Genomic DNA, 24,055 nt, shown 5'->3' on the forward strand with positions numbered 1-24,055 from the left:
CTTAGGCCTCCCGATCGGGCCAGTAGCCCAGGCGTTGCGCTACGGGTCGCACCAGTTCGACGGTCTGATGCGTGAGTACTTGGCGTGAGGTCAACCGCAGCGGCGTGTAGCCGTGCGCGACGAGCCATTGGTCGCGATGGCGGTCGTGCTCCCAGTCGGCCCGCTGGCTATGGAACTCGTGCCCGTCGGTCTCGATGTCTATCCGCCCCAGCAGCAAATCCAACTCTCCTATGGGCACCTCTACCCCCACCTCTGGTGTGGCGCCCGCCTCCTCAAGTTCGTAGCGCGCAATGGTCTCCAGCAGCGAGCGTGCCTTGGGGTTGGCCCGGTCCAGCAGCCGGCGCAGTGGGCCATTGCGGTTGCCGTGCAATCTGGCGCGAAGCTGATCCTTGGTGACCAGGCCGCCCCGTAGAGCCGCATCCAGGGCGATCAGCGCGTCCAGCGGCCCCGCGCACCGCATGAAGGTGATCAGCACGGTTTCCGCATCGGCGTAGGGCGAGCCGAGCGGGTCAACGTAAAGGTCGGGGATGTGATGACAGGTGGTGCGCAGCGGAGCCGCCCGCGGCGTGGTGGACACCAGCACATGTACGTTGGGGCCGGGGGTGTCCTGAGTGGGGAGCCCACAGGCGACGACACCATGGGCACAGCCAATTAGTCCACCCATCTGCCGGGCGACAATGACTTCCCGCTTCGTCCCGGGAAGGGCGATGACTCGCCTCGGATGCTCCTGGACCACGCCCTGCTCCACCATGCGCGCGAGTGTGCGCCGAGCGGTGCGGTCGGCGGAGAGGTAGCGCGCCCGGGCAGCGCCGTGCGCCGCCGCCAGCACCCGCAGGATCTGGTCCCGCCTGTTCGCATACCCCATGGAGTGAGCATCGACTGGGCAGGCGCTGCCGACAATGCCGAATACCCAGTCTGTGGATAACGTGTTGCGGAAAGTGATTTATCCACAAGGCGGGCCGGCTCACGCTATAGACACCCCAATTAAGGCCTGTCGCACACACGTCGGTTGCATGGGCCCCGCCGGGTGCTGGCTTGGATGTCAGCGGGTGTTCGTGAGCTCAGAAATGTCCATCGGTGACCACTTTGGCAGAAACGATCCAGTAGTCTCCAACAGAGACTAGCTCAAACCCTTGCAACTACGCCGGTTCCGGTCGCGCCGGCATGCCGGTCAACGTCAAAGTGGTCACCGATGGACACTTTCCGCCGCACGCTAACTGGCGAACACGGTCTCCCACTGATCGCGCTTGTCCAGGAAGCCGCGGACCGCCTCCTGGGCGGCCTCCAGCGAGTGGTGGGCGCCCCAACCGCACTGGACCTCATTGGCGGCCGGCACTTCCGTCGCCTCAAGGATGTCGCGGAACGTCGCCTCGAGCAGTGGCAGGAACTCCTCCGGCTCCAAGCCCAGGGTCAGCGCGTAGAAACCGGTCTGGCATCCCATCGGCCCCCAGTCGATCAGCCGGTCGGTGTGGTTGCGCATGAGTTCGGCGGTCAGGTGTTCGATCGAGTGCACGGCCCGCATCTCCAGGTGCTCCCGGTTGGGCTGGCAGAAGCGCACATCATATTTGACCAGCTCGTCACCGCCAGGGAGCCGCTTGCGGTCCGCGATACGCACGAACGGCGCCGCCACCTTGGTGTGGTCGAGGTTGAAGGACTCCACGTTCATACGGTGCTTGGTCATGACTTCAGGCTAGCCGCATTCCGGGCAAGAATGGCGACATGAGTCTGCCCCTCGCCCGCATCGTGGTCGGCCCCGCCGACGCCCCAACCCTCATCCTCCTCCACGGCATCACCGGCTCCGCCATCTCCCAGGCGGACGCCATCGACCACTGGGTGGCCCGGGGCTACCGGGTGGTCGCTGCCGACGCCCGCGGCCACGGCCTGTCCCCGCGCTGGACGCCGGCGCAGCTGGCCCGGGCCGGGGACGTGCTCGTCGATGACGTGATCGACCTCCTGGAGGAACTGTGTCCGACTCCCTCCGCCGCCTCGGGTGAGGTCGGTAGGGAGCCGAGTCCGTCGCTTCCCACCGGGGCCGGGGCCGGGAGCCTCGCCGGCGGTCGGGCCGGATCAGTGCCCGCCGACCCAGGTCGCCGGCCGGTCCTGATCGGTCATTCCATGGGGGCGGCCACCGCCATGGTGGTGGCCCTCCGGCACCCGGAGTTGGTCTCCGGGGCCGTGCTGTTGGATCCCGCGCGGTATGGCAGTCGCACGCCGCAGGAGCTGCTGGAGCGGGGCGCCGCCCGCAAGCGTGCCCGCGCGGTCGATCTTTCCGACCTGCCCGGTGCCGTGGCCCGCGCCCTGGCCGACCCGGAGATGCCCGTCGCCGAGGCCGTCGCCGGCGTGTGGGCGAGCCAGCGGGTCGACCCGGCGCTGCTGGACACCGGCGTGGTCGCGCCACCGGTGCCATGGGAGGAGGCAATGGCGGCACTGACGGTGCCCACACTCCTGGTCACCGGCGACCGCCCCGGCTCGGCCCGCGTGGGTCCCGCGGGCCTGGACCTTCTCGACCGCATCGCCAACCCACACGTCGAGACCGCGCTCGTACCCGGCGCGGGCCATGACGTGCGCCGCACCCGCCCCGATGGCTTCTGGGCGGCCGTGGACCCCTGGCTGGAGCGGCTGCTGCGCTGAACCCCGGAGCGGCGGCATTCCTCCCCCGACGATGCGTGGACACGCCGTGCGCAGACAAGCAGGCGAGGTGTTCGCCTCGCGCGGTCGGGAGGTTTGCGGTGGCCGGGCTCACGGGGGAGGTTGGTCGCGCGCTCGCCTCGCGCGGTCGGGAGGTTTGCGGTCCGGTTACCAATGCCGTGGGCGGTAGCCGCTTCGGGCATTTGCGCCGCGCATCACATAGGCTTTCCCTACCCGGCAAAGACGTCGGGGACACCCCCGGACACCGGCACCGGGTGCCACGAGGAGGAGCTATGCCCGCGCGCACGCGTCCCGCCGCCAATCGTCCGCGCCCCGGCGCCCCCGATCGCCTCGAGCCGCTCAACCGCAGGCAGATCATCGGCATACTCATCGGCATCACCGTATTCGTGGCGCCGTTCCTCGTCGACGTCCCAGACCTGGACCCCCTGGGCGAGCGGATGCTGTCAATCTTCCTGCTTGCCATCGTCTTCTGGGTCAGCGAGGCGATCCCGCTGGTGGCCACCGCCGTCCTGGTGATCGGACTGGAGGTGCTGCTGATCTCGGACCAGGCCGTCCTGCCCGTCCCCGCGGACGCCACCGCCTACTCCTCCTTCTTCGCGGCCCTGGCCAACCCCGTGATTGTGCTGTTCCTGGGCGGTTTCCTCATCGCCGACGGCGCCGAGAAGTTCCACCTGGACAAGAACCTCGCCGCCGTGTTGATCAAGCCCTTCACCGGTTCCGCGCGCCGCACCGTGCTGGGGCTCATGATCATTACCGCGGTGCTGAGCATGTTCATGTCGAACACGGCCACCACCGCCACCATGTTCGCCGTGGTCATCCCGGTGCTCGGCGCCCTCCCCGAGGGCCGCCCCCGCACCGGCCTGGCGCTGTCCATCCCGGTGGCGGCGAATGTGGGCGGCATGGGCACGCCCGTGGGCACACCCCCAAACGCCATCGCCCTGGGCGCCCTGGCGGAGGCCGGCCACGCGGTCAGCTTCCTGGACTGGATGATGATGTCGATCCCGCTGATGCTGGTCATCCTGCTGGGCGCCTGGCTGCTGATCTGCGCCGTGTTCCTGCCCGGCGGGCTCGCCGTAAAGCTGGACATGCGGGCCGAGTGGTACACCGACCGCCGCGCGGTCATGTTCTACGTGATCGCCGCCGTGACCATCCTGGCCTGGATGACCGAGTCCCTACACGGCCTGAGCGCCAACGTGATCGGCTTCATGGCGATCGTGGCCATGCTGGTGACCCGGGTGATGACCGGCAAGGACCTGGCCGGGCTGTCCTGGGATGTGTTGTGGCTGGTGGCCGGCGGCATCGCGCTGGGTGACGGTGTGGGCGCCACCGGCCTGGACGTGTGGATCCTCAACCTGTTCAACTGGACCTCCATGCCGGCCCTCGCGGTGGTGGTGCTCATGGGCGCGCTGGGCCTGGCCCTGTCCAACGTCATCTCCAACTCCGCGGCCTGCAACCTGCTGGTGCCGCTGGCCATGGGCCTGGCCACGAGCGTCGGCGGCCTGGAGCCGGTCACCATCGCCGTGGTGCTGGCGCTGGCCTGCTCGCTGGGCATGAGCCTGCCGATCTCCACCCCGCCCAACGCGATCGCCTACGCCACCGGGGAGATCGCCACCGGCGACATGGCCAAGATCGGCCTGATCGTCGGCATCGCCGGCACGGCGGTGCTGGTGCTGCTGATGCCGACGCTGTGGTCGGCGATGGGGATGCTATGAGCATCGCGCCCCCGTCCGACGCCACGCCCGCCATCGACGCCGACGATCGGCTGGTCGTGGCCGTGGTCTCCCCGACGTCGCTGGGCACCCAGGCCGCCCATGAGGTCACGCCGGCGGTGCGGGCGCTGGCCGACGTCGTGCGCGTGCGGACCCTGGCGGAGCTGTTCCGATGGGCGAGTACCGGCCGCTCCGACGCCGCCCAGGCCTCGCCCCCCACCGCGAGCGCTGCCGCGCTCGCCGCGCCCGACTCCTCCGCGTTCGCGGCCCCGGCTGTAGCGCCGGCGCCGGTGGCCCTGATCATCGCCACCGACGAGGTCGGCAGTCTCGACGACGTCGCCGCCGCCGTCGCCCACTACCCCGCCCTGGCCGCCGCCCGGCTGGTGCTGCTGACCGAGCGGGCCGAACTGCACGACCTGGGCCGCGCCATCGACGAGGACCTGGTGCGCGAGGTCATCGCCGTGCCCTGGACGCCGGGTGCCATCGGCGAGCGGGCCCGGGCGCAGATCCGCCGCTGGATGCGCGACCGCCTGCCCGACGACGACCCCCGTCGTCTGCGCGACGGCGACGGGTTGGACCACTCCCCGCTGCTGGAGGCACTCACCCACCACTCCGACGCCCTGACCGCCGAGCTCATCGCCGCCTGCGAGCAGGTCCTCGGTCCCCGCCCGCGCCTGCAGCTGCCGGCCGGGGTGCGGCTGACCCACCAGGGGCAGGCCGTCGACGGCGTCTACGTGGTGGTCCGCGGATCGGTGGCGCTGACCCGGCACACCCGGGTCGGCGAGGTCACCCTTCATCACGCCACCACCGGCCGCATCATCGGCCTGGTGTCGCTGGCCAGCCACGGGCGCGCCTTCGTCACCGCTACGACCACCACCGACGTCGAACTCATCCTGCTGTCCATCGAGCAGCTGGACCGGGCGCTGCGGGAGAACCCGGTCACCGAGCAGGTGCTCGCGGCGCTGATTATCCGCTCCCTGACGAAGCGGCTGGAGCGCTCGGAGGTCTTGCAGGTGGAGAAGATCGAGCTGGCGGCGGCGCTGGACGCCGAGCGGATCCAGGTGCAGGAGACCCTCACCGCGCTGGAACAGGCCCGCCTGGAGCTGTTGGCGCAGGAGCGCTTCGCCACCCTGGGGGAGTTGGCGGCCGGGGTCGCCCACGAGTTGAACAACCCCGTGGCCGCGCTCGAGCGCGCCGGCGACCACCTGAGCGCGGACCTGGCCGCCGTGCTGGCCACCCACCCCGACGGCGAGCTCATCGCGACCGTGGCCGCCGACGCGCGCACTCGACCGGCCGCCTCCACGCGCACCGAGCGCGCCGCCCGCAAACGACTGGAGCAGGTGGTCGGGGATCGGGAACTGGCCCGCAGGCTGGTGGCGGCCGGCATCGACGCCGACGGCGATCCCCACACCGCCCGCGCGCTGGCCGCCGACCCCGCTCGCCTGGCCACCGTCGAGGCGGCCGCCGCCATCGGCCGCGCCGAACGAAACATGCGCCTGGCCACCGACCGCATCAGCGGCCTCGTTGCCAGCCTGTCCACCTATGTGCGCCCCGACGGGGAGGACATGGTCGATGTGGACCTGCGGGAAGTGGTTGAGGACGCCCTGCGGCTGACCGCGCACCGGCTGGAGGGGGTGGAGATCGAGCGCGATTACCCGGCCGACCCGGGCGCGCTGCCGGCGGTGCCCGGCCACGCCGGCGAACTGGTACAGGTGTGGACCAATATTCTCGCCAACGCCGCCGACGCCCTGGCCGCCCAGGCGAAGGCGGACGCCGCGGCCGGCCGGAAGACGCGCCCGGGCCGCGTGAGGGTACGCATCGCGCCGACGGCAGGCGGGGTGCGGGTGCAGGTGCAGGACAACGGGCCGGGCATCGACCCGGACGTCCTGCCGCGCATCTTCGAACCCCGCTTCACCACCAAGCACGGCCAGGTGCGCTTCGGGCTGGGGCTGGGCATGGGACTGGCCAAGAGCGTGGTGGACGCCCACCGCGGTTCGATCAAGGTCGACTCCGAGCCCGGCCGTACCCGGGTCACCGTGGTGCTGCCCGCCCACCCGACCGTGACGGCCGCGGGTCTCCTGCCCGAGAGCCCACCGGGACCGCCGCCGCGACCGCACCAGGCCGACAGACGCCCGGACCGGAAGAAGCCGCGTAAACCGGCGCGCAAGCATTCACGCTCCCCGAAGGAGAAGCCATGAAACTCGCCATCCTGGTCGTTGAGGACGAGCCGGAGGTCCGGGACGCCGTCGTCGGGGATCTGGCCCCCTTTGCCGCCACGGTGCGCATCGAGCCGGCCGAGGACGTCGCCGACGCCTGGGAGGCGGTCGGCGACATCGACGACGACGGCGACCTGCTCGCCCTGGTCCTGGCCGACCATCGCATGCCCGGCCGCAGCGGCGTCGACATGCTGGTGGAGATGAACACCGATGCGCGCACCGCCGCCGCCCGCAAGGTGCTGGTCACCGGGCAGGCCGACCAGGCCGACACCATCCGTGCCGTCAACGACGCCGGGCTGGACCACTACATCGCCAAGCCCTGGGACCCGGCCCGGCTGCAGCAGGTGGTGCGCGACCAACTCACCGACTTCGTGCTGGAGACCGGCATCGACCCACTGCCGCACCTGCGCGCCCTCGACCGGGTGCGGGCCCTGGAGGCGTTGCGCTGACGCAGCCCGGTGAGGCTGTGATGGCTCCGTGACTGGGGGGTTGCCTGGGCGGCCGCCGCGTCGGGGGCGCCGGGGGAGGGCGCCGTGTCAGGATTGGCACATGAGTGAGGTAAGCCGAGCCGCATCGGGCCGCACCCAGGGCGAGTCCATAGCCGTTGTCATCGCCGTGCTCGTCGTCGTCTGTGCCGGCATGTACTACATCGGGTCGCTTTTCGGGCCCGCCTTCTTTGCGCTGACCCTGGTCATCACCGTGCGCCCCCTGGTCACCTGGGCCACGCGCCACCGCGTGCCACGCCCGGTGTCGGCCCTGATCGCCATCCTGATCATCTTCGCCTTCGTCATCGGTCTGTTCGCGGCCCTGGCCGTCGCCATCCTGCAGCTGATCGACACCTTGCCCGAGTACTCGGCGCAGTTCGCCGCGATCTGGGACAACATACGCGCCCTGCTGGAGCGTGTGGGCGTGGACGAGACGGCCCTGATTGACCAGGTGTCGGAGTCCATGGACACCAGCCGAATCGTCTCGTTGGCCCAGAGCCTGCTCGGACAGGTCACCAGCGCCGGTTCCGTGCTCAGCGTCATGGGGCTGACGGTCGTCTTCCTGATGTTCGACACCTCCCGCATCGAGGTGCGGTCCCGCGCCCTGAGCCGCCTGCGCCCCGGCATCGCCGATGCGCTCAATGGCTTCGCGGGCTCGGTGCGCTCCTACTGGCTGGTGTCCACCATCTTCGGCCTGATCGTGGCGGTGCTCGACGTCATCGCGCTGTGGATCCTGAATGTGCCGATGGCCGTGACCTGGGGCGTGGTCTCCTTCATCACCAACTACATCCCCAACATCGGCTTCCTTTTGGGCGTGATTCCGCCGGCACTGATCGCGCTGGTCGCCTCCGGGCCGTGGACGGCCTTGTGGGTGGTGGTGGCCTACTGCGTGCTGAACTTCGTCATCCAGTCGCTGATCCAGCCGAAGTTCACCGGCGACGCGGTCGGCCTGAACACGACGACGACGTTCCTGTCCCTGCTGTTCTGGAGCCAGGTCATCGGGGCGCTCGGCACGATCCTGGCGGTGCCGCTGACCTTGTTCGTAAAGGCGCTGCTGGTGGACTCGGACCCGCGCTCGCGGTGGATCAACGTGTTCTTGGCGGCCGGCGACGCGGATATCGACGACGGTGCGGCGCGTGCGGAAGTCGGTGAGGAGCCTGCTGGCGGTGACGCCGGGCCTGCCGACGGCGACTCGGAGCCGGAGGGCGGTGCCCGGCCGGCAGCGGCCGAGGGTGCCGCCGGCTCCTGATTCCCATGGTTTTCACAGGTTCACCGCGGTGGGCTTTCAGACGTGGGGGGTTATATGGGCTGTGCCGCCGGACGAGGCGGGCCGCGAGGGTTGGGGAACCCGATGACCGGTCCGGTTCGAGGCCGCCCCGGGTACTAGGGAGCTCGGGTCGGACGCTCCGGCGAAGGAGGGCGCTCCCCCGGATGTGGGAACCCGGGCGCGGAGCCCCTCACTGACGAAGGCCCTCGGGCCGGGTCCACCCCGGTCCGAGGGCCTCGCCATCTTCGGGTTATCGGAGCGAATGTGTGTGGTTCTGGCGTGGTGCTTTTGGCCGGCGTGTCGCGGGGGCCTGGCGTCAACCTCCCCGGTTTGGACCGGGTTCCTTCAGCTGGGCCGCGTTCCTGCGCTTGGACCGTCTGGGAGTGCGTTTAGGGCGGTCCATACTGACGCAGGCGCCTCTCACCGCTCGGCGTGACCGTGAATGAACGGCGTGAGTCGGCCCAGCACCCCGTCAACATGCGGCGCCTCCAAGTGCACGTGGGAGAAGCCCGCGTGGTTGATTGTGTCGGCCGTGTCCCGGCACGGGTCGCATCCGTGATCAAGCAGGCGGGTGATCGAGCTTGCGAACCTCTGGATGCGGCGAGCAGTCGACCCGGGCGCGGCGGCCACGTGCTCGTAGAACACCAGCACGCCCCCGGGGCGCAGCACCCTGACGGTCTCGGTCAGGGCGAGCTCCGGGTCGGACACCGAGCACAGAACGGTGGAACAGATGACCGCGTCGACGCTGGCGTCCTCCACGGGTATCCGCTCTGCGGGTGCCGTCAGCAACTGAGAGCGGGGTCTGGAGTTCACTGCGGCCGCTAACCTACGCCCCGGCGCAGGTTCTAGTGCCAGCCAGTGGACCGCGGGATGCAGCATTGATGCGGCCGTTCCGTTGCCCGCGCCCATGTCAAGGATCGTGCCGCTCAGAGCGGGCAGGACCCGCCGCTGCCATTGCTCTCGCCCGAGCATGGCCGACGATGACGGTCCCACAACGCTCATGTCGCCACCCTACCGTTACTGGCAGTGCGTGGCCCCGGTCAGTCCGCCAGGGTCACGGGCACGCTTATGCCCTCGACGTCGGCGGCGGCGATGCACTCGTGGATGACGTCTGCGATCTGCCGCAGGTGTGGCAGATCCGCGCGTTCAACTGGCATGGTTGCCGAGATGGCCAGTACCGGCACCCCTGCAACGGCGAGCGGAACACCCACGCAGGCCAGGCTTGGGCGGTCTTCTCCGATCTCAATGGCGTAGCCGTGGGATCGCACCCGTTGCATCTCCTCGGTCAGCCGCCCGCGCAACTCCGCGGACGCTTCGGGGACCAGGCTCACCCACGTCTCCACCTCCGCGGCCGACGGCTGGCGGGCGCCGAGAATGGCGCGTCCCATGGCCGTTGTCGCCACCGGGGCGCTCTGCCCGATGCGCGACCAGACCCGCACCGGACGATCCGGCTCCACCTTGTCCAGATACACGACATCGCGCTCGTACAGTCGCCCGAGGTGCACCAGCTCATGAGTACGCTCGCAGATCGCCAGTAGCACCGGGTGCAGCATGGATGCGGCCTGGTTCGCGCTCGTCCACCAAGTGGCCATGCGGCCGGTCATGGGACCCAACCGGTACCTTCCGGATTCGTCTTGCTCCACCCAGCGGCGCTGCCTGAGCGTGGCCAGGATGTGGTGCAGGCTCGACTTGTTGATACCGGTGTCAACGGCGAGCCTGCTCAGGGAAACGCCCTCAGCATCGACGGCGAGCAGGTGCTCTACCACCGCGAGCGCCTTGTCTACCGAGGCGATCGTCACCGGCTTCCGCCCGGTCCGGATGGGCTTCGGATTTGGTGCGGGCATGGCGCTTCTCCAATAATTCTGCGAGCTGAACGGTCTGTTTGATGCAATGAAACACACTCAGTCTACCGTCCGTGCGGAGCTGACGCCGCCGAGACGCCCCGATCAGGGCTGCTTGCCGATGTAGGCGAGGATGCCGCCGTCGACGTACAGGACGTGCCCGTTGACGAAGTCGGAGGCGCGAGAGGCCAGGAAGACGGCCGGGCCGGCCAGGTCCGCCGGGTCGCCCCAGCGAGCGGCCGGGGTGCGGGCGACGATGAACTGGTCGAAGGGGTGCCGTGATCCGTCTGCCTGGCGCTCGCGCAGCGGGGCCGTCTGCGGCGTAGCGATATAGCCCGGACCGATACCGTTGCACTGAATGTTGTACTGGCCGTACTCGGAGGCGATATTGCGGGTGAGCATCTTCAGTCCACCCTTCGCGGCGGCATAGGCGGATACTGTTTCGCGGCCCAACTCGGACATCATTGAGCAGATATTAATGATCTTGCCACCGCCCCTCTCGATCATCGACGGGATCACCGCTTTGGACATGATGAATGGCCCGTTCAGATCGATATCCACCACTTGACGGAACTCGGCGGCACTCATCTGCGTCATCGGGATGCGTTTGATAATGCCGGCGTTGTTGACCAGGACGTCGATGGGGGCTACGGCATTGGAGATCGTCGAGACGGCTTCGTCTACTGCCTCCTCATTGGTGACGTCGAACACGTAACCGTGTGCGTCGATCCCCTCCGCGGCATACGCCGCCAGGCCCCGGTCCACCGACTCTTGGGAGCGGGCGTTGAAGACGATGGTTGCGCCGGCGTCGGCGAGCGCCTTGGCGATGGCAAAGCCGATGCCATAGACCGCGCCGGTAACCAGCGCCGTGCGCCCCTCGAGACTGAATATCGAATCAGGCATAACAATCCCGTCCTTCTTGTATGCGGCTGTCAGCGGATCTCGGTGACAGGGTGCGCGTCCATGTCGTCGAAGAACTGGTTCTCCCCAGCCATCGCCCACACGAAGGTGTAGGCGGCGGTGCCGACCCCGCAGTGCAACGACCAGGACGGCGAGATGACGGCCTGCCGGTCGGCGACGACCAGATGACGGGTCCGTTCGGGCTCGCCCATGATGTGGAAGACACGTGCATCTTGGGGAACGTCGAAGTACAGATAGCACTCGGTGCGGCGGTCGTGAGTGTGGGCCGGCATGGTGTTCCACATTGATCCCTCGTGCAGCCGGGTGAACCCCATGACCACCTGGCAGGAGCGAATGCCGCCCTCGTGGATGTACTGGGTGAGTGTGCGGCGATTAGAGGTCTTCTGGTCGCCGAGCTCGCGCACCGTGCCCTCGCCGGGTAGCGCAAGCGTGGTGGGATAGTCCGCATGGGCGGGGGCGGAGAACAGGTAGAACTGTGCGCCGTGCTCCTGATCGGGGCGCGCATCGGTGAAGACGACGTCGCGGGCGCCGCGTCCGATGTACAGGCAGGCGGTAGATGGCATCTCATAGGCGGTCCCGTCGACGGTGATCACGCCGTCGCCACCGACGTTGAGCACCCCCATCTCGCGCCGCTGAAGGAAGAAGTCCGAACGCAGTTCGTCGAAAGTCGGCAAGGACAGTTCGTGGCCTGCAGGCTCGGCGCCGCCCAGGACGATCCGATCCTGGTGAGTGTAGACGGCAGTGACCTGACCGGGAACGAAGACCTGCTCGATCAGGTAGCGGTCGCGCAGGTCCTGGGTGTCGAATCCGGGGATCTGCTCGGGGTTGGTGGCGTAGCGCTGTTCCATGGCGTCTGGCTCCTTCAGTGCGATAACGGGCTGGTTCGGTGGATGATGGTTGTGCGCTTGCGGTGCGGTCTGAGTTGGATCGGAGTTAGATCGGAGGTGGGTCTGAATTCGGTCAGTAGTAGGTGCGCAGGTACTCGGCCAGGCACAGGATTGCCATGGCCTGACCATAGGGCATCGATGTGCGCGGGATGTCCCGGTAGAACTGGAGGGAGTCGCCCATCCCGGTGCCGAAGGAGACCTGCATGAGCTCGCCGTCGTCGTTGATGTTGTCCACGATTGCGCGGACGGCGCGCTCGGCGATCGGCGCGTAGGTAGATTTGTCGATGTAGCCGAGCCGCACCGCCTTGAGGATGCCGTAGGCGAAGCCGGCCGTCGCGGATGCCTCCAGGTAGGAGTCGGGATCGTCCAGCAGCGTGTGCCACAGGCCCGACGCGTCCTGTAGCGGGGCCAATGCGTCCGCCTGCGCCCGCAGCGTCTCGAGGAGGAACCTGCGCACGGGGTCGTCGGCGGGCCAGTCGACCAGCTGCAGGAAGTCCGGGATCACCATGGTGATCCAGGAGTTGCCTCTTGCCCAGCGGGCTTCGGCGAAGTTATTGGCGCCGTCGAAGGTCCAGCCGTGGAACCACAGTCCGGTGCGCCGGTCTGTGAGGTAGTTGATGTGGGTGAGGAACTGGAAGGTCGCTTCCCGGACGTACTGCGGGCGGTCCAGGAGCAGGCCGATGCGGGTCAGGGGCAGCACCGTCATCATGAGGGTGTCGTCCCACATCTGGTGGTGGTTCTCCTCGGCCAGGGTCATGTGCTGCATGCCGCCGCGCGGGGTGCGCGGCATCTCGCGCATGGCCCACTCGGCCCACGACTCCAGCCACGGTAGGTAGGAGCGGCGCCCCGTCGACTCGTAGAGGTTGGCCAGGGTGAGGAAGGGCGCCATGGTGTTGACGTTCTTGGTGGTGCCCTCGGCGAGCCGGCGCTCGAACCACTGGGTGATGATGTCGAGCATGCGGGTCTCGCCCGTCTGTTCGTAGTACTGCCACATGCCGTACAGGCCGATGCCGTGGGTCCACTCCCAGCCAGTTGCCCAGCCTTTGGTGTCGATGACGCGGCCGTCATCAAGACGAAGTAGGAACTCGCCGGTAGGGTCCTCAATGTTGATTAGGTTATCGGTCAGGCGACCGATGAGGTCATGCAGTTGGGTGCGGGAAATGAATCGGTCCGGGGCCCGCAGCAGTTTGGAGTGCTTGACCGGCCATACCTTCTGTGTCATGGGTGAGCCCTCCTCAGTTCGTGGTTTCGAGTTCGGCCAGCGTGCGACCGTGGGTTTCGGTGGTCAGCGCAGTCGCCACGACTGAAATCAGGCAGATGACGAAGGTGGTGCCTCCGATAACCAACGGGACATTGTTGGTGCCGGGCGGTGCAATCGAGGTGAATAGAGTGGGGAAGAATGACGCCAGCATGAGCCCGATGTTCTGGGTGACGGCAAATCCGGTTACGCGTATGCGCATGGGGAACTGCTCCTGGAAGAAGGTGGCGAAGGTGGCGTTCCACATCTGGAAGCAGATTCCCTGGACAATGATTACCATGACGAATACCATCGCCAGGTGGTGCGACTGAACTGCCACAAGGTACAGGCCGGACAGGGCTCCTCCGGCCAACGTGCCGACAATCATGAAGATCTTGCGGCCGATCCGGTCCGACAGCGCGCCGAAGACCGGGATGGTGCAAACGGCCACAATGTTCGCGATCAGGGTCACCCACAGCATGTCCGAGCTGGTGAAGCCGATGCCGTAGGCGTCGTTCGTGCCGTAGGAGACGCCGAATACGAGGGTCGTCATGCCGATGACATTGGTGAAGATGATCAGAATGCAGCGCAGTGTCAGCAGCGGGTAGCGAGTGATCAGCTCGACGACGGGGAAGCGCTCACGCACCGAGCGCTTCGCGTCGCGGCTTTGTAGGTAGGCGGGCGGCTCCTGGACGTGGCGGCGGATCAGGTAGCCGGCGAGGATCACACCCGCGCTCAGCAGGAATGGGATTCGCCAGCCCCAGGCGGCGAAGGTCTCATCGCCCAGGAGCGCCGCCAGGGGCAGCATCACACCAGTAGCAAGGATGGAGCCGAACTGGGTGCCCTGGAGGCTGAAGGATGCGAAGAAGCCGCGCTTCTCGTCCGGGGCGTGCTCGACGATCATCGCGCTGGCCCCGCCCAACTCGCCGGCGACGGCGAATCCCTGCACCAGACGCAGGCACACCAGCAGCAGTGGTGACAGCAGACCGACCTGCTGGTAGGTGGGCAGCAGTCCCACCGCCAGGGTGGAGAAGCCCATGAGCAGCATCGCCCACACCAGCACCCGCTTACGCCCGTGGCGGTCGCCCAGGGCGCCGAGCACGATTGCTCCCACGGGGCGGGCCACGTAGCCGACCGCATAGGTGGCCAGCGAGGCGATGAGTGCGGCGCTCGCATTCCCCTCGGGGAAGAAGACCGCGGGGAACACCAGCGCCGCGGCCTGAGAGTAGAGGGCGAAGTCGTAGTACTCCAGTGCGCTCCCGATCCAGCCGCTCATCGCGGCCCGACGGGTGTTGACGCGGACTTCCTCGTCGTGCGCGGCGGTGTCCGCCGCGGTTTTGTGGGTGTCATGGGACCCCGGTGCAAGCGCCATTGCTCGACCTTCCGTCAATCATTCCATTGTTTCATATGGTGAATCGTGCGTATCACCACTTCAACCTTACTAACGGGTCCCGTCCGGGTCAATCATCAGTTTCGACCTCAGCCCTCGGCCCGGCCCAGGCGCCAGTAGCCCATGAAGGGCAGCGCTGTGGCTGTTCGGTGGTCCGGGTGTGCTGCGTCAGCGGTCTAGTTCTGGGTGGGGCTGTTGGGGTTGGTGTGGGGTCTGGCGGCGGGGGTGTGGTTGTGGGGTGGTGGTTTGCGGAGGGCGGCTGAGGCTGGGTGCGGGAAGGATGCGCGGCGTAGGGCCGCGGACTTGTCGGGGTTCCAGCCGAGACTGGGCGCCGACGGCGAGGGCCGTGGGGTTGGCGCGGCCGGGTCGGGTTGCTGGCGGGGCTGGGTGTCAGGTGGTTGTGAGGGCGGTGTCCCGGTTTGCGGCGAGGTGGGCGGCTGCCAGGGGGTGGTGTTGTTGGCGATGTCGGCGGCGACTTTGCCTGGGGTCCAGGGTGGTGCCCTGGGGCTGATGGCCGCCCGCTGTGTTTGGGAGCGGGGTTCCAAGACCGCCTGGCCACTGTGCAGCTGCTTGGCTAGTTCGGGGCTGTCTGTGAGTACTGCTCGTATCAGGATGCGTACGCCGGCGCGCCGCTCGGCGGGAACGGCCTGGGCGGCTTGCTCGAGGGCGGTGGCCATGGGCTTGCCCTGGGAGCCGATGGAGGAGTTGACCGGCCCGTACCCCACCGACGGGTAGCCGCCCACGCTCATTCCCGGTTGGGAGGGGCCGAAGGTGACCTGGTCGGACTCGTGCAGCACCACCAGCGCATCATTGATCTCATCCCGCTTCTCCTCAGCCTCCTGCTTAGAGAAGCCATGCACGCGTACCAGTTCGCCCATGACCTCGTCCATGAAGTTCTCGCGGGCTTTGTTGGTGGCTTTGGAGTTGGGTTGGCGGCCCTGGGCGCGGTAGGTGCGTATGCCCTCCAGCAGGCGCTGGGCGGATAGTAGCGACAGGGAGCTCAGCTGTCGGTCCAGCTGGCGGGTGAACTCCAGGGGCAGCGTCCGGGTGGCGGGGCCGTGTCCGGTGTGGAAGAACACCTCCACCGGCGTGCTCGAATGCCAGGGCAGCGGGCTCGCCGGAGCCGCCGCCTCCCCCTCCCACACCAGCACATCCCTGCCACCGGCGCGACCCGGGGTGAACATATCCGCAGCCACCAAAGACCCGCCGCCACCGGTAGGAGAATGAAGGACCTCAGTGGGGCTCCGGCGTGCCGCGGCCTGGCCGCCGGGGGTGCTTGTGCCGGGGCGGGCGGGCATCAGGACTCATCCCCTGAGTCATCGGACTCAGGTCCGAACACACCACCGCCGTCACCGGTGTCGGTGGTGGCGGCGATGCCTGCGGCTATGCCGGTGACCGCGGCGGAGAAGTCCTCCACTAGTTGGTGTTCTTGGGCCTGGGCGAGGAAGGTCAGGTGGGCGGTGGCGTCTTCGATGCCCACTTGGCTGGTGCTGGCCTTGCCGGTGAAGCAGTAGGCGGGGGTCAGTCCGTAGACCTGGCCTGGGCCCAGTACCCCCAGGTGTGCGATGGCCCAGTCCACCAGCAGCTCACCGGTGTCATCATCATCAAACGTGTCTTTCTGCGCCATTGTCAGTGTCAGGCAGCCCATGCGCTCGCGCATCACCGGGTCGGACATGTCCCGGGCCTGGCCGGCGTGTGGTCGTATCCAACCCAGGGTGGGGGTGACGGTGAGCGCGGGACCGGAGACCTCCCCCCACAGCTCCATGTCGCCCATGGCGGAGCGGGCCAGGCACCACCACTGCTGCTCCGGGAACGGGATGGGCGTGTCCTCCAGCCAGGCGTCCACCACCGCCTGCCATTCCAACGGGTCGGTGAACCACCAGCGGCCCTGGCCGAAGCCGTCAAACCCGAAACGCCGCCACAACTGCAAAACCGAGGCCGGCAGCACGTCCTTGAACCGGTCCAAGTGCTGCTCGCTGGCAGGGTGCCCAACCCCCATAGGCGACCAGCCCTGGTATTTAAGCTCATCATCCATCATGGCGTCCACCCACTGTGGGGTGGCGTGCAGCCACGCCTCGTGCCAGGCGGCCTTATCCATCCTCATGACCACGACCCTAACCGATACCGGAACGATAACGCGTCTGCTTCAGTGCCCTGATTTCACAGGCCCCGTGCCACCGCCGCTGCGGCCCCCAGCCAGGCTCTCCGCGTCACTGGGCGCAGTGACCCGTAGCGGAGTACGCCGTCGACCATGGCGGGGTCGTAGGGGATGGTTCGTGCCTCGCGCGCCAGGTCGCGGTAGCCGTTTACGACGCGTTCAATATCGCTGCGGCTGGCACGGGGATCGGCCTGGGTGACTACAACCACCGCCTGGCTCGCTAGGTCGGCGCCGTGCTGGTCCCGGCTGGTGAGGGCCTCAAGCAGTAGGGCTCCGGCCTCGGCGTGGTCGTCGCGGGCTGGTGAGGGTGGGTACTGCTTGGCGACCGCTCCGGGGTCCTCGGCGCCCAGGGCGTGCCGGAAGCCGTGTGAATCCGGCAGAGCTGCAGGAGCAGGATTTGTCTTGGCCGTCCCCGTCATGACTCGCTTGCCTGGCCGAGCGGGGAGGTGCCGGGATCGGTGCCGATAATCGGGGCTACCTGGCCCCAGTTGGCGCCCACCGGGTCACTGACGGTGATGTCGTTCTGCTGTGCTTGCAGGGTCAGGTAGGTGTGGGCGTCGGTGATGCGCAGATTGTCCACGCTGATCGGCCCGCCCAGTGCGGGTGGGAGCACAAACCCGTACACCTGGTGGGAGTTGATCGGCCCTAGGCGCTCCAACGCCTGCGGCGGCAACGCCCGCTCGGCATTATCCTCAGGACCCTCAACACTACGATCCGCAGCACCAGAGAAAGCTGTTCGTCCTTGTCGCTGGTGTACTTCTGGGTTTTGGACGGACTGTATGGCGAGCTGGTCGATAATAACCTCACCATAGGTGGGGTCGATCTCGACGCTGTGACCGCTGTTCTCGCCCCACAGGAATAGGTTGCCCATGGCGGAGCGGGCCAGGCAGTGGAAGGTGTCGGTGAACGGCAGGCGCTCTCTCACCGGGTCCAGCCACTCGCGAACCACTGGTGCCCAGGCGATGGGGTCGGTGATCCAGAACAGGCCATCACCAAAACCTTCGAACCCGAACCGGCTCCATATATGCAGAACCGAGCGCGGCAGGATGTCTTCGAAATGGGTGAAGTACTCCTCCGGCACCGGGGTGGCTACGTCCATGGGCGCCAGCCCAGTCCCCGTGTCCGGATCAATCAGGTCCCGGTCAATGACCTCATCGGTCAGTGCGTCCTGCTCCACTGGGTCGGTCGGCTCGGGCACCGGAGTAAAGTCCCACAGACCCGCCGAGAGTTCTTCACCGTTGTCATTCATGCCGGTTCTCCTCCCGGACGACCACCAAACCGTGACCTTGGTGACCCTACCATCAGCGGCCGGTGCCGTGGTCTTGTCTGGGTGGTTTGGGGGTGTAAGGGCGTGGGGCGCTGATGTTGCGTAGTACGTCTTGACGGGTGAACGGCTGCCTTGGCGGGGCGGAGGCGGCGGGGTCACAAATGCGAGCGGTGGCTGCCTGTTGGGTGCGTGGTGGTCTGATGGCGGCGAGCAGGGGGTGGGGGGTGGAGTAGGAGCGTGTGATGCCGTCGCGGTCGGTGTGGTCGATGATGGTGGGGCCGTGCTCGGTGCGGTGGGTGACTAGCAGGTCCGCGGCGGTCAGGGTGGTGCTGGTGGTGGCGAGTTGGTGGGTGGCCCGGGCGTTGGTGGTGCACCGGCTGACCTGGGTGCGGTCCGGGCCGGTGGTGAAGGTGGAGGTGATGGCTGCGGGTGGGGTGTAGCGGGCGGTGGGGTCGCCTTGGGAGCGGGGCCCGGCCCACCGGTCACGGGCGCCCTTGAGGCACATGTCCTCGGGGGTGTCCACGGCGACGATGGCTACCCGCGTGTATCGGGCGGCCTCGAGCTCGCGAATCAGGCGGGGACCCTGGCCGATGGTGGGGGACTGCATCCATTGCAGGGTGCCTTCGATCTTGACGTCGAACTTGTTGCGAAGCAGGGCATGGCGGGCGAGGTCTGCGGTGCTGGTGGACAGGGGGTGGACGAGGGTGGCCAGCTCGCCGCGGCTGATGGGGCGCCCGTCGGCCAGGGGCCCGGGGGCTTGGGTGGTGATGAGGGTGTCCCAGTGGGTGCGGGCATGGGCCAGCAGGCCAGCATCCACGTCCAGGCCGGGCACGGGGCTGCCCAGGAGGAGCTGCTTGATATCGTCGGCGTCGATGGTGGTGTAACCGGCCTCGTCCACCCCCAGCTCGGCCGAGCGCTCTGGGCCCAGGACCTTGCGGGTGGTGGCCACTGCCTGGGACTTACCGGCCCCCGGGGACCCGGCCATAATGATCGCCCTTCCCCCGCGCGAGCCGTGCTCCCTTGCCCGGGCCAGGTAGGCGTCCCTGATCTCGTCGCGCAGCTGGTACCAGAACGAACCCCGGGTGGGCTTGCGGGGCAGGGTGTGGTCGGGCGCCAGGCGGTCGATGGCCTTCTGGACCTGGGCGGCGGTGGCCTCCACAACCTCAGCACCCGGGGTGCTCCCGGTGCCCCGGGTCGTTGGGGGTGTCACTGGGGCTGCCAGCCCTTCTCCCAGGGCATGGGATCATCGGGCGGCTTGGGCATCGGATCGGTGATCGCCTCCAGCTCGTCGTACTCCTGATCGGACAGCAGACCGTCTGCGTGCAGACTGTCGACGTCGTCCCAGGAGCCGCGCTCGTAGCCGTCGTAGTCGCGGATGCGGCCGAAGGTGTAGGGCCAGGCGCGCAGGCGGTCCATCATCTCCTTGCTGCTGATCTGCCCCAAAAACCGCCTGTAGCCCAGCTCCTCCGGGGTCTCGGGGCGCACCGGCTCGCCCCGGTCCATCATGCGCTTGACGGTCAGGACGAAGCGTTCCTCCTCCCCGGTGCGCTCAGCCACCTGCTGGGGGGTCAGTCCCTGCCGCAGCAGCCGCTCGAACCGCCGATCACTGTCAATCAGCGCCAAAACCCCGGCTGCGGTCTCCCGCATGTCGATACGCAGGGGTCGGCTCCAGGTGTGCTGCGGCTGTCCCGGTTGCGGCGCTGGTGGCCACTGCGGCATACCAGACTGTTCCGGTGAAACCTGGCCGCTCATAACAATCCTCCCGACCCGGACGCTACGTGAATTGATGCTGTGACGCTACCGACACTACCCGGGCACGTCAACGCAGGGGACTCCCATCTCGCGGCGGCTGTTCTCGGGGGCTCCGGAGGGTAATCGACCTCAACCCTCCGCTCGGCCCAGGCGCCAGTAGCCCATGAAGGCCACGGCCCGCCGGTCCAGGCCCCGCTCGGACACCAGGTGGCGACGCAGGGCGCACACGGCACCCGCCTCGCCGGCCAGCCACGCGTACACGTCGGCCCGCTTGAGCGCCGCGCCGCCTCGCGCGGTGCGCGGCACCTCCCACAGCAATTCGCGATCCACGTCGATTTCCTCAACCTGTTGCGGAGCGCCCTCCGGCAGCAACTCGGCCGCCGCCCGTTTCACGCCCGCCACGAGGCGTTCGCCGTGCGGCCGCGCGTCACGGGCGAGTGCGCGCACCTCAATGCCCGGGTGCGCGGGCAGGTAGTCGGCGTCGGCCGCCACGGGCAGCTCGACCACCGCAATACCCCGTGCGGATGCGGGCAACTGCTCCAGAATCCTGGCGATCGCCGGGGCCGCCGTCTCATCCCCGCCGAGCAGGAAGCGTCCGGTGACGGTCGGCGGCACGAAGTCCACGCCGCCGGGACGCGCACCGGTCGGTTGCGTCCTCAGCCAGGCGCGCGAGGGCCCCAGCAGCATCGCCGACGTGCCCGGACGGGCGCTCTCCAGCCAGCGGGCGGCCGGACCCAGCGGCGCATGCACCACCATGTCAACGTCGACCTCCCCGCCGGTGGAGGCCCCGGCGGCCACCGTTCGCCTTTGTTCTGGCTCCTCGGCCGCGTCGTCCAAGTCCTGCCCGGCCCCGGGACGGACGGCGCGCGTGGTGTAGGTGCGTATCGGTGGGCGCCGGTCGGTGGGCAGGGTGCGCCAGCCGCCGTACCAGTCCGCGCCCGTCGGCAGATGCGCGTAACCGCCCTCGACGGCGGGCAGTACCAGCTTGATCCGCTGATCCCAGCCCGGATCGGCGAAGTCCTCCAGTTCGTCTCCGGTGAAGGTCACCCGCCGCAGGCTTGGGGTGACATCCACGATCCGTTCCACCCGCACCGGGAAGAATCGGAACGGCTCCGGCTCGGCGGCGCTCACGGCACCGTCCCCATAGCCGTGCCGGACTCTTCACCGGGGCCGGGCGCCACCGAGGCGCCCGGGCGGGTTGCTCCCGCCGCCCCCGCATCCGCCGCCCCGACCACGTGGTGGCGCCCCTTGGGCAGCACCAGCGGCGTGGCCGAAACCGGGTCGGTGATGACCTCGGCCTCCAGATCGAACACCTCGCGCATCAGCGCCGGACTGACCACCTGGCCCGGCGCCCCCGCGGCCACTACTCGCCCCCGACGCATGGCGATGACGTGGTCGGCGTAGCGGGCGGCCAGGTTGATGTCGTGCAGCACCATCACGATCGTGGTGCCGCGCTCCCGGTTCAGGTCGGTGAGCAGGTCCAGCACTTCCACCTGGTGAGTCAGGTCCAGGAAGGTGGTGGGCTCGTCCAGCAGGAGCACGTCGGTGCGCTGGGCGAGCGCCATGGCGATCCACACCCGCTGCCGCTGCCCGCCCGACAGCTCATCCACGCTCCGGTCGGCCAACTGCGCCGTGCGCGTGGCCCGCAGCGCCTCCTCCACGATGCGCCGGTCCGCGGCGGAGGTGGAGTGGAACAGGCCCTGGTGCGGGTGTCGGGCGCGGCCCACCAGGTCGGCGACGACGATCCCCTCGGGCGCAATCGGCTGCTGCGGCAGTAGCCCGAGCCGGGTGGCCAGGCGCTTTGTCGGAATGGTGGTTACGTCCCGGCCGTCCAGCAGCACCGACCCGGACGTCGGCGCCAGTATCCGCGCCATGGTCTTCAGCAGCGTCGACTTGCCGCAGGCGTTCGCGCCCACGATCACGGTGATGGCGCCCACGGGAACGGTGATATCGACGTCGTCGACGACGGTGCGGCGCCCGTAGCCGGACCGCAGCCCGCGGGTGGTGAGGTTGCGGGGGACCGCGCGCCCGGAATCATGCGCGTCGGCGCGCGACTGGGCGGACTCGATCGACGTGACCGGAGCCGCGGACAACTCGCCGGCGGCTGCGTCGGCCCGAGTTTTGGTGGAACTCATGCGGAGGCTCCCTCCCGGTTGAGGCGGACCAGCTGAAGCAGCAGGTAGGGGGCGCCGACGATGCCGGTGACCACCCCGACCGGCAGCGCGGTGGGGAACAGATGCTGGCCGGCCAGGTCCGCGCCGAGCACGATCGCCGCCCCCATCAGTGCCGACGGCGCCAGCAGGGCCCGATCGGTGCGCCCCACCAGCCGGGCGGTGAGCGGGCCGGCGAGGAAGGCGACGAAGGCGATCGGCCCAGTGGCCGCCGTCGCGAAGGCCGCCAGCGCCACCGTGGACAGCAGCAGCACCAGGCGGGTGCGATCCACGTGCACCCCCAGCCCGGTGGCGGACTCCTCTCCCAGCGACAACGTGGTCAGATTTCGGCCCAGGGCCAGCAGTGTCCCACCCAGGAGGACGACGGCGCCCGCCAGCAGCGGCACCTGTCCCCAACTCGCATCCCCCAGCGAGCCCGAAAGCCAGCGCATGGCGTCGGCGACGGAATAGATCGAGGCCCGCAACTGCAAATAGGAGATCACGGAGGAGAACATGGCCGAGATGCCGATGCCGATCAGGATCAGGCGTCCGCCCTGGGTGCTGCCGGTGCCGGAGAGCAGGTAGATGACCAGCGCCGTGCCCAGCCCGCACACCAGCGCCAGCAGGTTCACCCGCATCCCGGACCAGCCCAGCACCAGGATCGCGAACACCGCCGCCATGGAGGCCCCGGAGGTGATGCCGATGACGTCGGGGCTGGCCAGCTGATTGCGGAGCATCGTCTGCGACGTGCGGCCGGCCATGCCGAAGGCGGCGCCCGCCAGCAGGCCCAGCAGTGCGCGTGGGAGCCGCAACTGCCCGACGGCGAAGACGGCGCCCGGCACGTCACGTCCCGCCATCACGGCGACCACCTCCGCGGGGGAGTACCAGGTGGTGCCGGACAGCAGCATCAGCCACCACAGGCAGGCCACCAGGGCCGCCAGCGCCGTCGTGACGGCGAGGTAGCGGCGTTGGCGACGTCGTCGTCCCGCCTCGGTGAAGCCCGGCTCCACCGCGGCCGCGGCGGCGCTCACAGCTCACGCACCTTCGCGCCGCGGGCGATCGCGATGAGAACCGGAGCCCCCACGAAGGCGGTCACCACGCCCACGGTCACCTCGCTGGGACGGGCGATCACCCGCCCCAGCACATCCGCGAAGGTCAGCAGCGCCGCCCCGCCCAGCGCCGACAGCGGCAGCAGCCACCGGTTGTCCGGACCCACCAGCATGCGCACGGCGTGCGGCACCATCAGCCCGACGAAGCCGATCGGACCGGCCAGCGCCGTCGTCGTCGCGCAGGCGATCACGCCCGCGGCCGCCGCCAGCAGGCGGGTGCGGCCGACCCTGACGCCCAGGCCCACGGCCATTTCCTCGCCCAGCGCCAGGGAGTTCAGCGGCCGCGCCACCGCGGCGGCCAGTACGACCGCGACCAGCAGGAACGGTGCGACGGTGGCCAGCGACGCCCAGGTACCCCGCCCGAGCGAACCCACCTGCCAGAAGCGGAAGTCGGTCAGTCCCTCGGCGCGCGGCAGCATGATGGCGCTGATCAGCGAGGACAGGGCGGCGCTCGTGGCCACGCCCGCCAGGGCGAGCTTGACCGGCGTGGTGCCGCCGGGGCCGAGCGAGCCGACGGCGTACACGAAGACGGCGGTGAGGGCCGCCCCGGCCAGTGCCACCCACAGGTATTCCCACAGGGAGGAGATGTGTACGAACGCGATGGCGGCGACGATCGCCAGCGACGCCCCGGTGTTGATGCCGAGAATGCCCGGGTCGGCGATCGGGTTGCGGGTGACCGCCTGCATGAGGGCACCGGAGACCCCCAGCGCCGCCCCCGCGGTCACGGCGGTGGCGGTGCGCGGCACCCGCTCGGCCACCGCCAGCGCGCCGAGTGCCTCGCCTCTTCCGGCCAGTCCGTCCAGGATCTCTCCGATGTCGACCACGCGCGCGCCGAAGGCGATCGAGCAGACGACGGCGAGCGCCAGCAGGGCGAGCAGCAGCCCACAGGCAACCAGCGGCCGACGGGAGCGACCGCGTCGGGACGACCGGGCCTCCGCCGACCCGGGAGAAGAGTCGGGCGCGGTATCCGGCAGTGGATCGGGGCGCGGCCGGGCGAGCGCGCTGCGGGCAGTCACT

At 68.9% G+C, this 24,055-nt stretch carries 23 protein-coding genes; 5 read left to right on the forward strand and 18 right to left on the reverse strand.

Translation table 11 applies throughout. The features are described from left to right. Window position 1 precedes the first annotated feature (1 nt). The gene (locus C3B71_RS00230) at window positions 2-865 is read right to left on the reverse strand and encodes a hypothetical protein (protein WP_108965288.1); all 864 of its coding nucleotides are present in this window, start codon (window positions 863-865) and stop codon (window positions 2-4) included. A 348-nt stretch (window positions 866-1,213) separates the two neighbouring features. Next, complete coding sequence (locus C3B71_RS00235) at window positions 1,214-1,681, reverse strand: S-ribosylhomocysteine lyase (RefSeq protein WP_108965290.1); 468 nt, start codon at window positions 1,679-1,681, stop codon at window positions 1,214-1,216. Window positions 1,682-1,719: 38 nt separating this feature from the next. On the opposite strand from C3B71_RS00235, the gene C3B71_RS00240 reads away from it, so the two are divergent. The 5 genes from C3B71_RS00240 (at window position 1,720) to C3B71_RS00260 (ending at window position 8,308) form a co-directional block, all read left to right on the forward strand. Beyond that, window positions 1,720-2,631, forward strand: coding sequence for an alpha/beta fold hydrolase (locus C3B71_RS00240; RefSeq protein ID WP_108965293.1), 912 nt, complete (start codon window positions 1,720-1,722; stop codon window positions 2,629-2,631). A gap of 290 nt (window positions 2,632-2,921) precedes the next feature. Next, window positions 2,922-4,361, forward strand: coding sequence for an SLC13 family permease (locus C3B71_RS00245; RefSeq protein WP_073333525.1), 1,440 nt, complete (start codon window positions 2,922-2,924; stop codon window positions 4,359-4,361). Beyond that, window positions 4,358-6,556: a sensor histidine kinase gene (locus tag C3B71_RS00250; RefSeq protein ID WP_108965294.1), complete on the forward strand. Its 2,199-nt coding sequence runs from the start codon at window positions 4,358-4,360 to the stop codon at window positions 6,554-6,556. The genes C3B71_RS00245 and C3B71_RS00250 overlap by 4 nt, the downstream gene beginning before the upstream one ends. Then, window positions 6,553-7,023, forward strand: coding sequence for a response regulator (locus C3B71_RS00255; protein WP_073333530.1), 471 nt, complete (start codon window positions 6,553-6,555; stop codon window positions 7,021-7,023). Before C3B71_RS00250 ends, C3B71_RS00255 begins: the two co-directional genes overlap by 4 nt. A gap of 100 nt (window positions 7,024-7,123) precedes the next feature. Continuing rightward, window positions 7,124-8,308 carry an AI-2E family transporter gene (locus C3B71_RS00260; protein ID WP_073333533.1) on the forward strand — a complete coding sequence of 395 codons (1,185 nt, stop codon included), beginning with the start codon at window positions 7,124-7,126 and terminating at the stop codon, window positions 8,306-8,308. Window positions 8,309-8,746: 438 nt separating this feature from the next. On the opposite strand, the gene C3B71_RS00265 is transcribed toward C3B71_RS00260, so the two are convergent. The 16 genes from C3B71_RS00265 to C3B71_RS00340 all read right to left on the reverse strand — a co-directional run bounded on the left by C3B71_RS00265 (window position 8,747) and on the right by C3B71_RS00340 (window position 24,054). Further along, window positions 8,747-9,328: a class I SAM-dependent methyltransferase gene (locus tag C3B71_RS00265; protein WP_108965296.1), complete on the reverse strand. Its 582-nt coding sequence runs from the start codon at window positions 9,326-9,328 to the stop codon at window positions 8,747-8,749. A 38-nt stretch (window positions 9,329-9,366) separates the two neighbouring features. Further along, the gene (locus C3B71_RS00270; protein WP_108965298.1) at window positions 9,367-10,170 is read right to left on the reverse strand and encodes an IclR family transcriptional regulator; all 804 of its coding nucleotides are present in this window, start codon (window positions 10,168-10,170) and stop codon (window positions 9,367-9,369) included. 102 nt (window positions 10,171-10,272) lie between these two features. Beyond that, window positions 10,273-11,070, reverse strand: a complete 798-nt coding sequence (locus C3B71_RS00275) for a gluconate 5-dehydrogenase (RefSeq protein WP_108965300.1) — start codon at window positions 11,068-11,070, stop codon at window positions 10,273-10,275. A 29-nt stretch (window positions 11,071-11,099) separates the two neighbouring features. Further along, the gene (gene kduI / locus C3B71_RS00280) at window positions 11,100-11,936 is read right to left on the reverse strand and encodes a 5-dehydro-4-deoxy-D-glucuronate isomerase (RefSeq protein ID WP_108965302.1); all 837 of its coding nucleotides are present in this window, start codon (window positions 11,934-11,936) and stop codon (window positions 11,100-11,102) included. 112 nt (window positions 11,937-12,048) lie between these two features. Beyond that, complete coding sequence (gene bglB, locus C3B71_RS00285; RefSeq protein WP_108965304.1) at window positions 12,049-13,197, reverse strand: beta-galactosidase BglB; 1,149 nt, start codon at window positions 13,195-13,197, stop codon at window positions 12,049-12,051. 13 nt (window positions 13,198-13,210) lie between these two features. Next, on the reverse strand, window positions 13,211-14,584 hold the full coding sequence (locus C3B71_RS00290; RefSeq protein WP_199912536.1) for an MFS transporter: 1,374 nt from the start codon (window positions 14,582-14,584) through the stop codon (window positions 13,211-13,213). Between the two features lie 194 nt (window positions 14,585-14,778). Continuing rightward, on the reverse strand, window positions 14,779-15,900 hold the full coding sequence (locus tag C3B71_RS00295) for a polymorphic toxin type 15 domain-containing protein (RefSeq protein WP_108965307.1): 1,122 nt from the start codon (window positions 15,898-15,900) through the stop codon (window positions 14,779-14,781). Continuing rightward, window positions 15,900-16,706: a GAD-like domain-containing protein gene (locus C3B71_RS00300; protein WP_146752373.1), complete on the reverse strand. Its 807-nt coding sequence runs from the start codon at window positions 16,704-16,706 to the stop codon at window positions 15,900-15,902. Before C3B71_RS00300 ends, C3B71_RS00295 begins: the two co-directional genes overlap by 1 nt. A gap of 56 nt (window positions 16,707-16,762) precedes the next feature. Beyond that, window positions 16,763-17,179, reverse strand: a complete 417-nt coding sequence (locus C3B71_RS00305) for a hypothetical protein (RefSeq protein ID WP_199912537.1) — start codon at window positions 17,177-17,179, stop codon at window positions 16,763-16,765. Further along, window positions 17,176-18,009, reverse strand: a complete 834-nt coding sequence (locus C3B71_RS00310) for a GAD-like domain-containing protein (RefSeq protein WP_108965311.1) — start codon at window positions 18,007-18,009, stop codon at window positions 17,176-17,178. The genes C3B71_RS00305 and C3B71_RS00310 overlap by 4 nt, the downstream gene beginning before the upstream one ends. Window positions 18,010-18,061: 52 nt before the next feature. Continuing rightward, entirely contained in the window at window positions 18,062-19,186 is a 1,125-nt protein-coding gene (locus C3B71_RS00315; protein ID WP_108965313.1) for a hypothetical protein, read from the reverse strand. Window positions 19,187-19,233: 47 nt separating this feature from the next. Beyond that, entirely contained in the window at window positions 19,234-19,674 is a 441-nt protein-coding gene (locus tag C3B71_RS00320; protein ID WP_108965315.1) for a hypothetical protein, read from the reverse strand. Window positions 19,675-19,908: 234 nt separating this feature from the next. Then, window positions 19,909-20,910 (reverse strand): siderophore-interacting protein, encoded by a 1,002-nt coding sequence (locus tag C3B71_RS00325; RefSeq protein WP_108965317.1) that lies wholly within the window; start codon window positions 20,908-20,910, stop codon window positions 19,909-19,911. Further along, window positions 20,907-21,914, reverse strand: a complete 1,008-nt coding sequence (locus C3B71_RS00330; RefSeq protein WP_108965319.1) for an ABC transporter ATP-binding protein — start codon at window positions 21,912-21,914, stop codon at window positions 20,907-20,909. Before C3B71_RS00330 ends, C3B71_RS00325 begins: the two co-directional genes overlap by 4 nt. Continuing rightward, the gene (locus C3B71_RS00335) at window positions 21,911-22,960 is read right to left on the reverse strand and encodes a FecCD family ABC transporter permease (RefSeq protein ID WP_108965321.1); all 1,050 of its coding nucleotides are present in this window, start codon (window positions 22,958-22,960) and stop codon (window positions 21,911-21,913) included. Before C3B71_RS00335 ends, C3B71_RS00330 begins: the two co-directional genes overlap by 4 nt. Beyond that, window positions 22,957-24,054 carry a FecCD family ABC transporter permease gene (locus C3B71_RS00340; RefSeq protein ID WP_234415978.1) on the reverse strand — a complete coding sequence of 366 codons (1,098 nt, stop codon included), beginning with the start codon at window positions 24,052-24,054 and terminating at the stop codon, window positions 22,957-22,959. The genes C3B71_RS00335 and C3B71_RS00340 overlap by 4 nt, the downstream gene beginning before the upstream one ends. Window position 24,055: the final 1 nt, after the last annotated feature.

This window comes from Actinomyces sp. Z16 (assembly GCF_003111765.1).
Taxonomy (GTDB): domain Bacteria; phylum Actinomycetota; class Actinomycetes; order Actinomycetales; family Actinomycetaceae; genus Actinomyces; species Actinomyces glycerinitolerans.

What these genes read in the sequence shown, in the direction of transcription:
- C3B71_RS00230 (WP_108965288.1), bottom strand. Translation starts at nt 865, where the DNA reads ATGGGGTATGCGAACAGGCGGGACCAGATCCTGCGGGTGCTGGCGGCG.
- C3B71_RS00235 (WP_108965290.1), bottom strand. Translation starts at nt 1,681, where the DNA reads ATGACCAAGCACCGTATGAACGTGGAGTCCTTCAACCTCGACCACACC.
- C3B71_RS00240 (WP_108965293.1), top strand. Translation starts at nt 1,720, where the DNA reads ATGAGTCTGCCCCTCGCCCGCATCGTGGTCGGCCCCGCCGACGCCCCA.
- C3B71_RS00245 (WP_073333525.1), top strand. Translation starts at nt 2,922, where the DNA reads ATGCCCGCGCGCACGCGTCCCGCCGCCAATCGTCCGCGCCCCGGCGCC.
- C3B71_RS00250 (WP_108965294.1), top strand. Translation starts at nt 4,358, where the DNA reads ATGAGCATCGCGCCCCCGTCCGACGCCACGCCCGCCATCGACGCCGAC.
- C3B71_RS00255 (WP_073333530.1), top strand. Translation starts at nt 6,553, where the DNA reads ATGAAACTCGCCATCCTGGTCGTTGAGGACGAGCCGGAGGTCCGGGAC.
- C3B71_RS00260 (WP_073333533.1), top strand. Translation starts at nt 7,124, where the DNA reads ATGAGTGAGGTAAGCCGAGCCGCATCGGGCCGCACCCAGGGCGAGTCC.
- C3B71_RS00265 (WP_108965296.1), bottom strand. Translation starts at nt 9,328, where the DNA reads ATGAGCGTTGTGGGACCGTCATCGTCGGCCATGCTCGGGCGAGAGCAA.
- C3B71_RS00270 (WP_108965298.1), bottom strand. Translation starts at nt 10,170, where the DNA reads ATGCCCGCACCAAATCCGAAGCCCATCCGGACCGGGCGGAAGCCGGTG.
- C3B71_RS00275 (WP_108965300.1), bottom strand. Translation starts at nt 11,070, where the DNA reads ATGCCTGATTCGATATTCAGTCTCGAGGGGCGCACGGCGCTGGTTACC.
- kduI (WP_108965302.1), bottom strand. Translation starts at nt 11,936, where the DNA reads ATGGAACAGCGCTACGCCACCAACCCCGAGCAGATCCCCGGATTCGAC.
- bglB (WP_108965304.1), bottom strand. Translation starts at nt 13,197, where the DNA reads ATGACACAGAAGGTATGGCCGGTCAAGCACTCCAAACTGCTGCGGGCC.
- C3B71_RS00290 (WP_199912536.1), bottom strand. Translation starts at nt 14,584, where the DNA reads ATGGCGCTTGCACCGGGGTCCCATGACACCCACAAAACCGCGGCGGAC.
- C3B71_RS00295 (WP_108965307.1), bottom strand. Translation starts at nt 15,900, where the DNA reads ATGCCCGCCCGCCCCGGCACAAGCACCCCCGGCGGCCAGGCCGCGGCA.
- C3B71_RS00300 (WP_146752373.1), bottom strand. Translation starts at nt 16,706, where the DNA reads ATGAGGATGGATAAGGCCGCCTGGCACGAGGCGTGGCTGCACGCCACC.
- C3B71_RS00305 (WP_199912537.1), bottom strand. Translation starts at nt 17,179, where the DNA reads ATGACGGGGACGGCCAAGACAAATCCTGCTCCTGCAGCTCTGCCGGAT.
- C3B71_RS00310 (WP_108965311.1), bottom strand. Translation starts at nt 18,009, where the DNA reads ATGAATGACAACGGTGAAGAACTCTCGGCGGGTCTGTGGGACTTTACT.
- C3B71_RS00320 (WP_108965315.1), bottom strand. Translation starts at nt 19,674, where the DNA reads ATGCGGGAGACCGCAGCCGGGGTTTTGGCGCTGATTGACAGTGATCGG.
- C3B71_RS00330 (WP_108965319.1), bottom strand. Translation starts at nt 21,914, where the DNA reads ATGAGTTCCACCAAAACTCGGGCCGACGCAGCCGCCGGCGAGTTGTCC.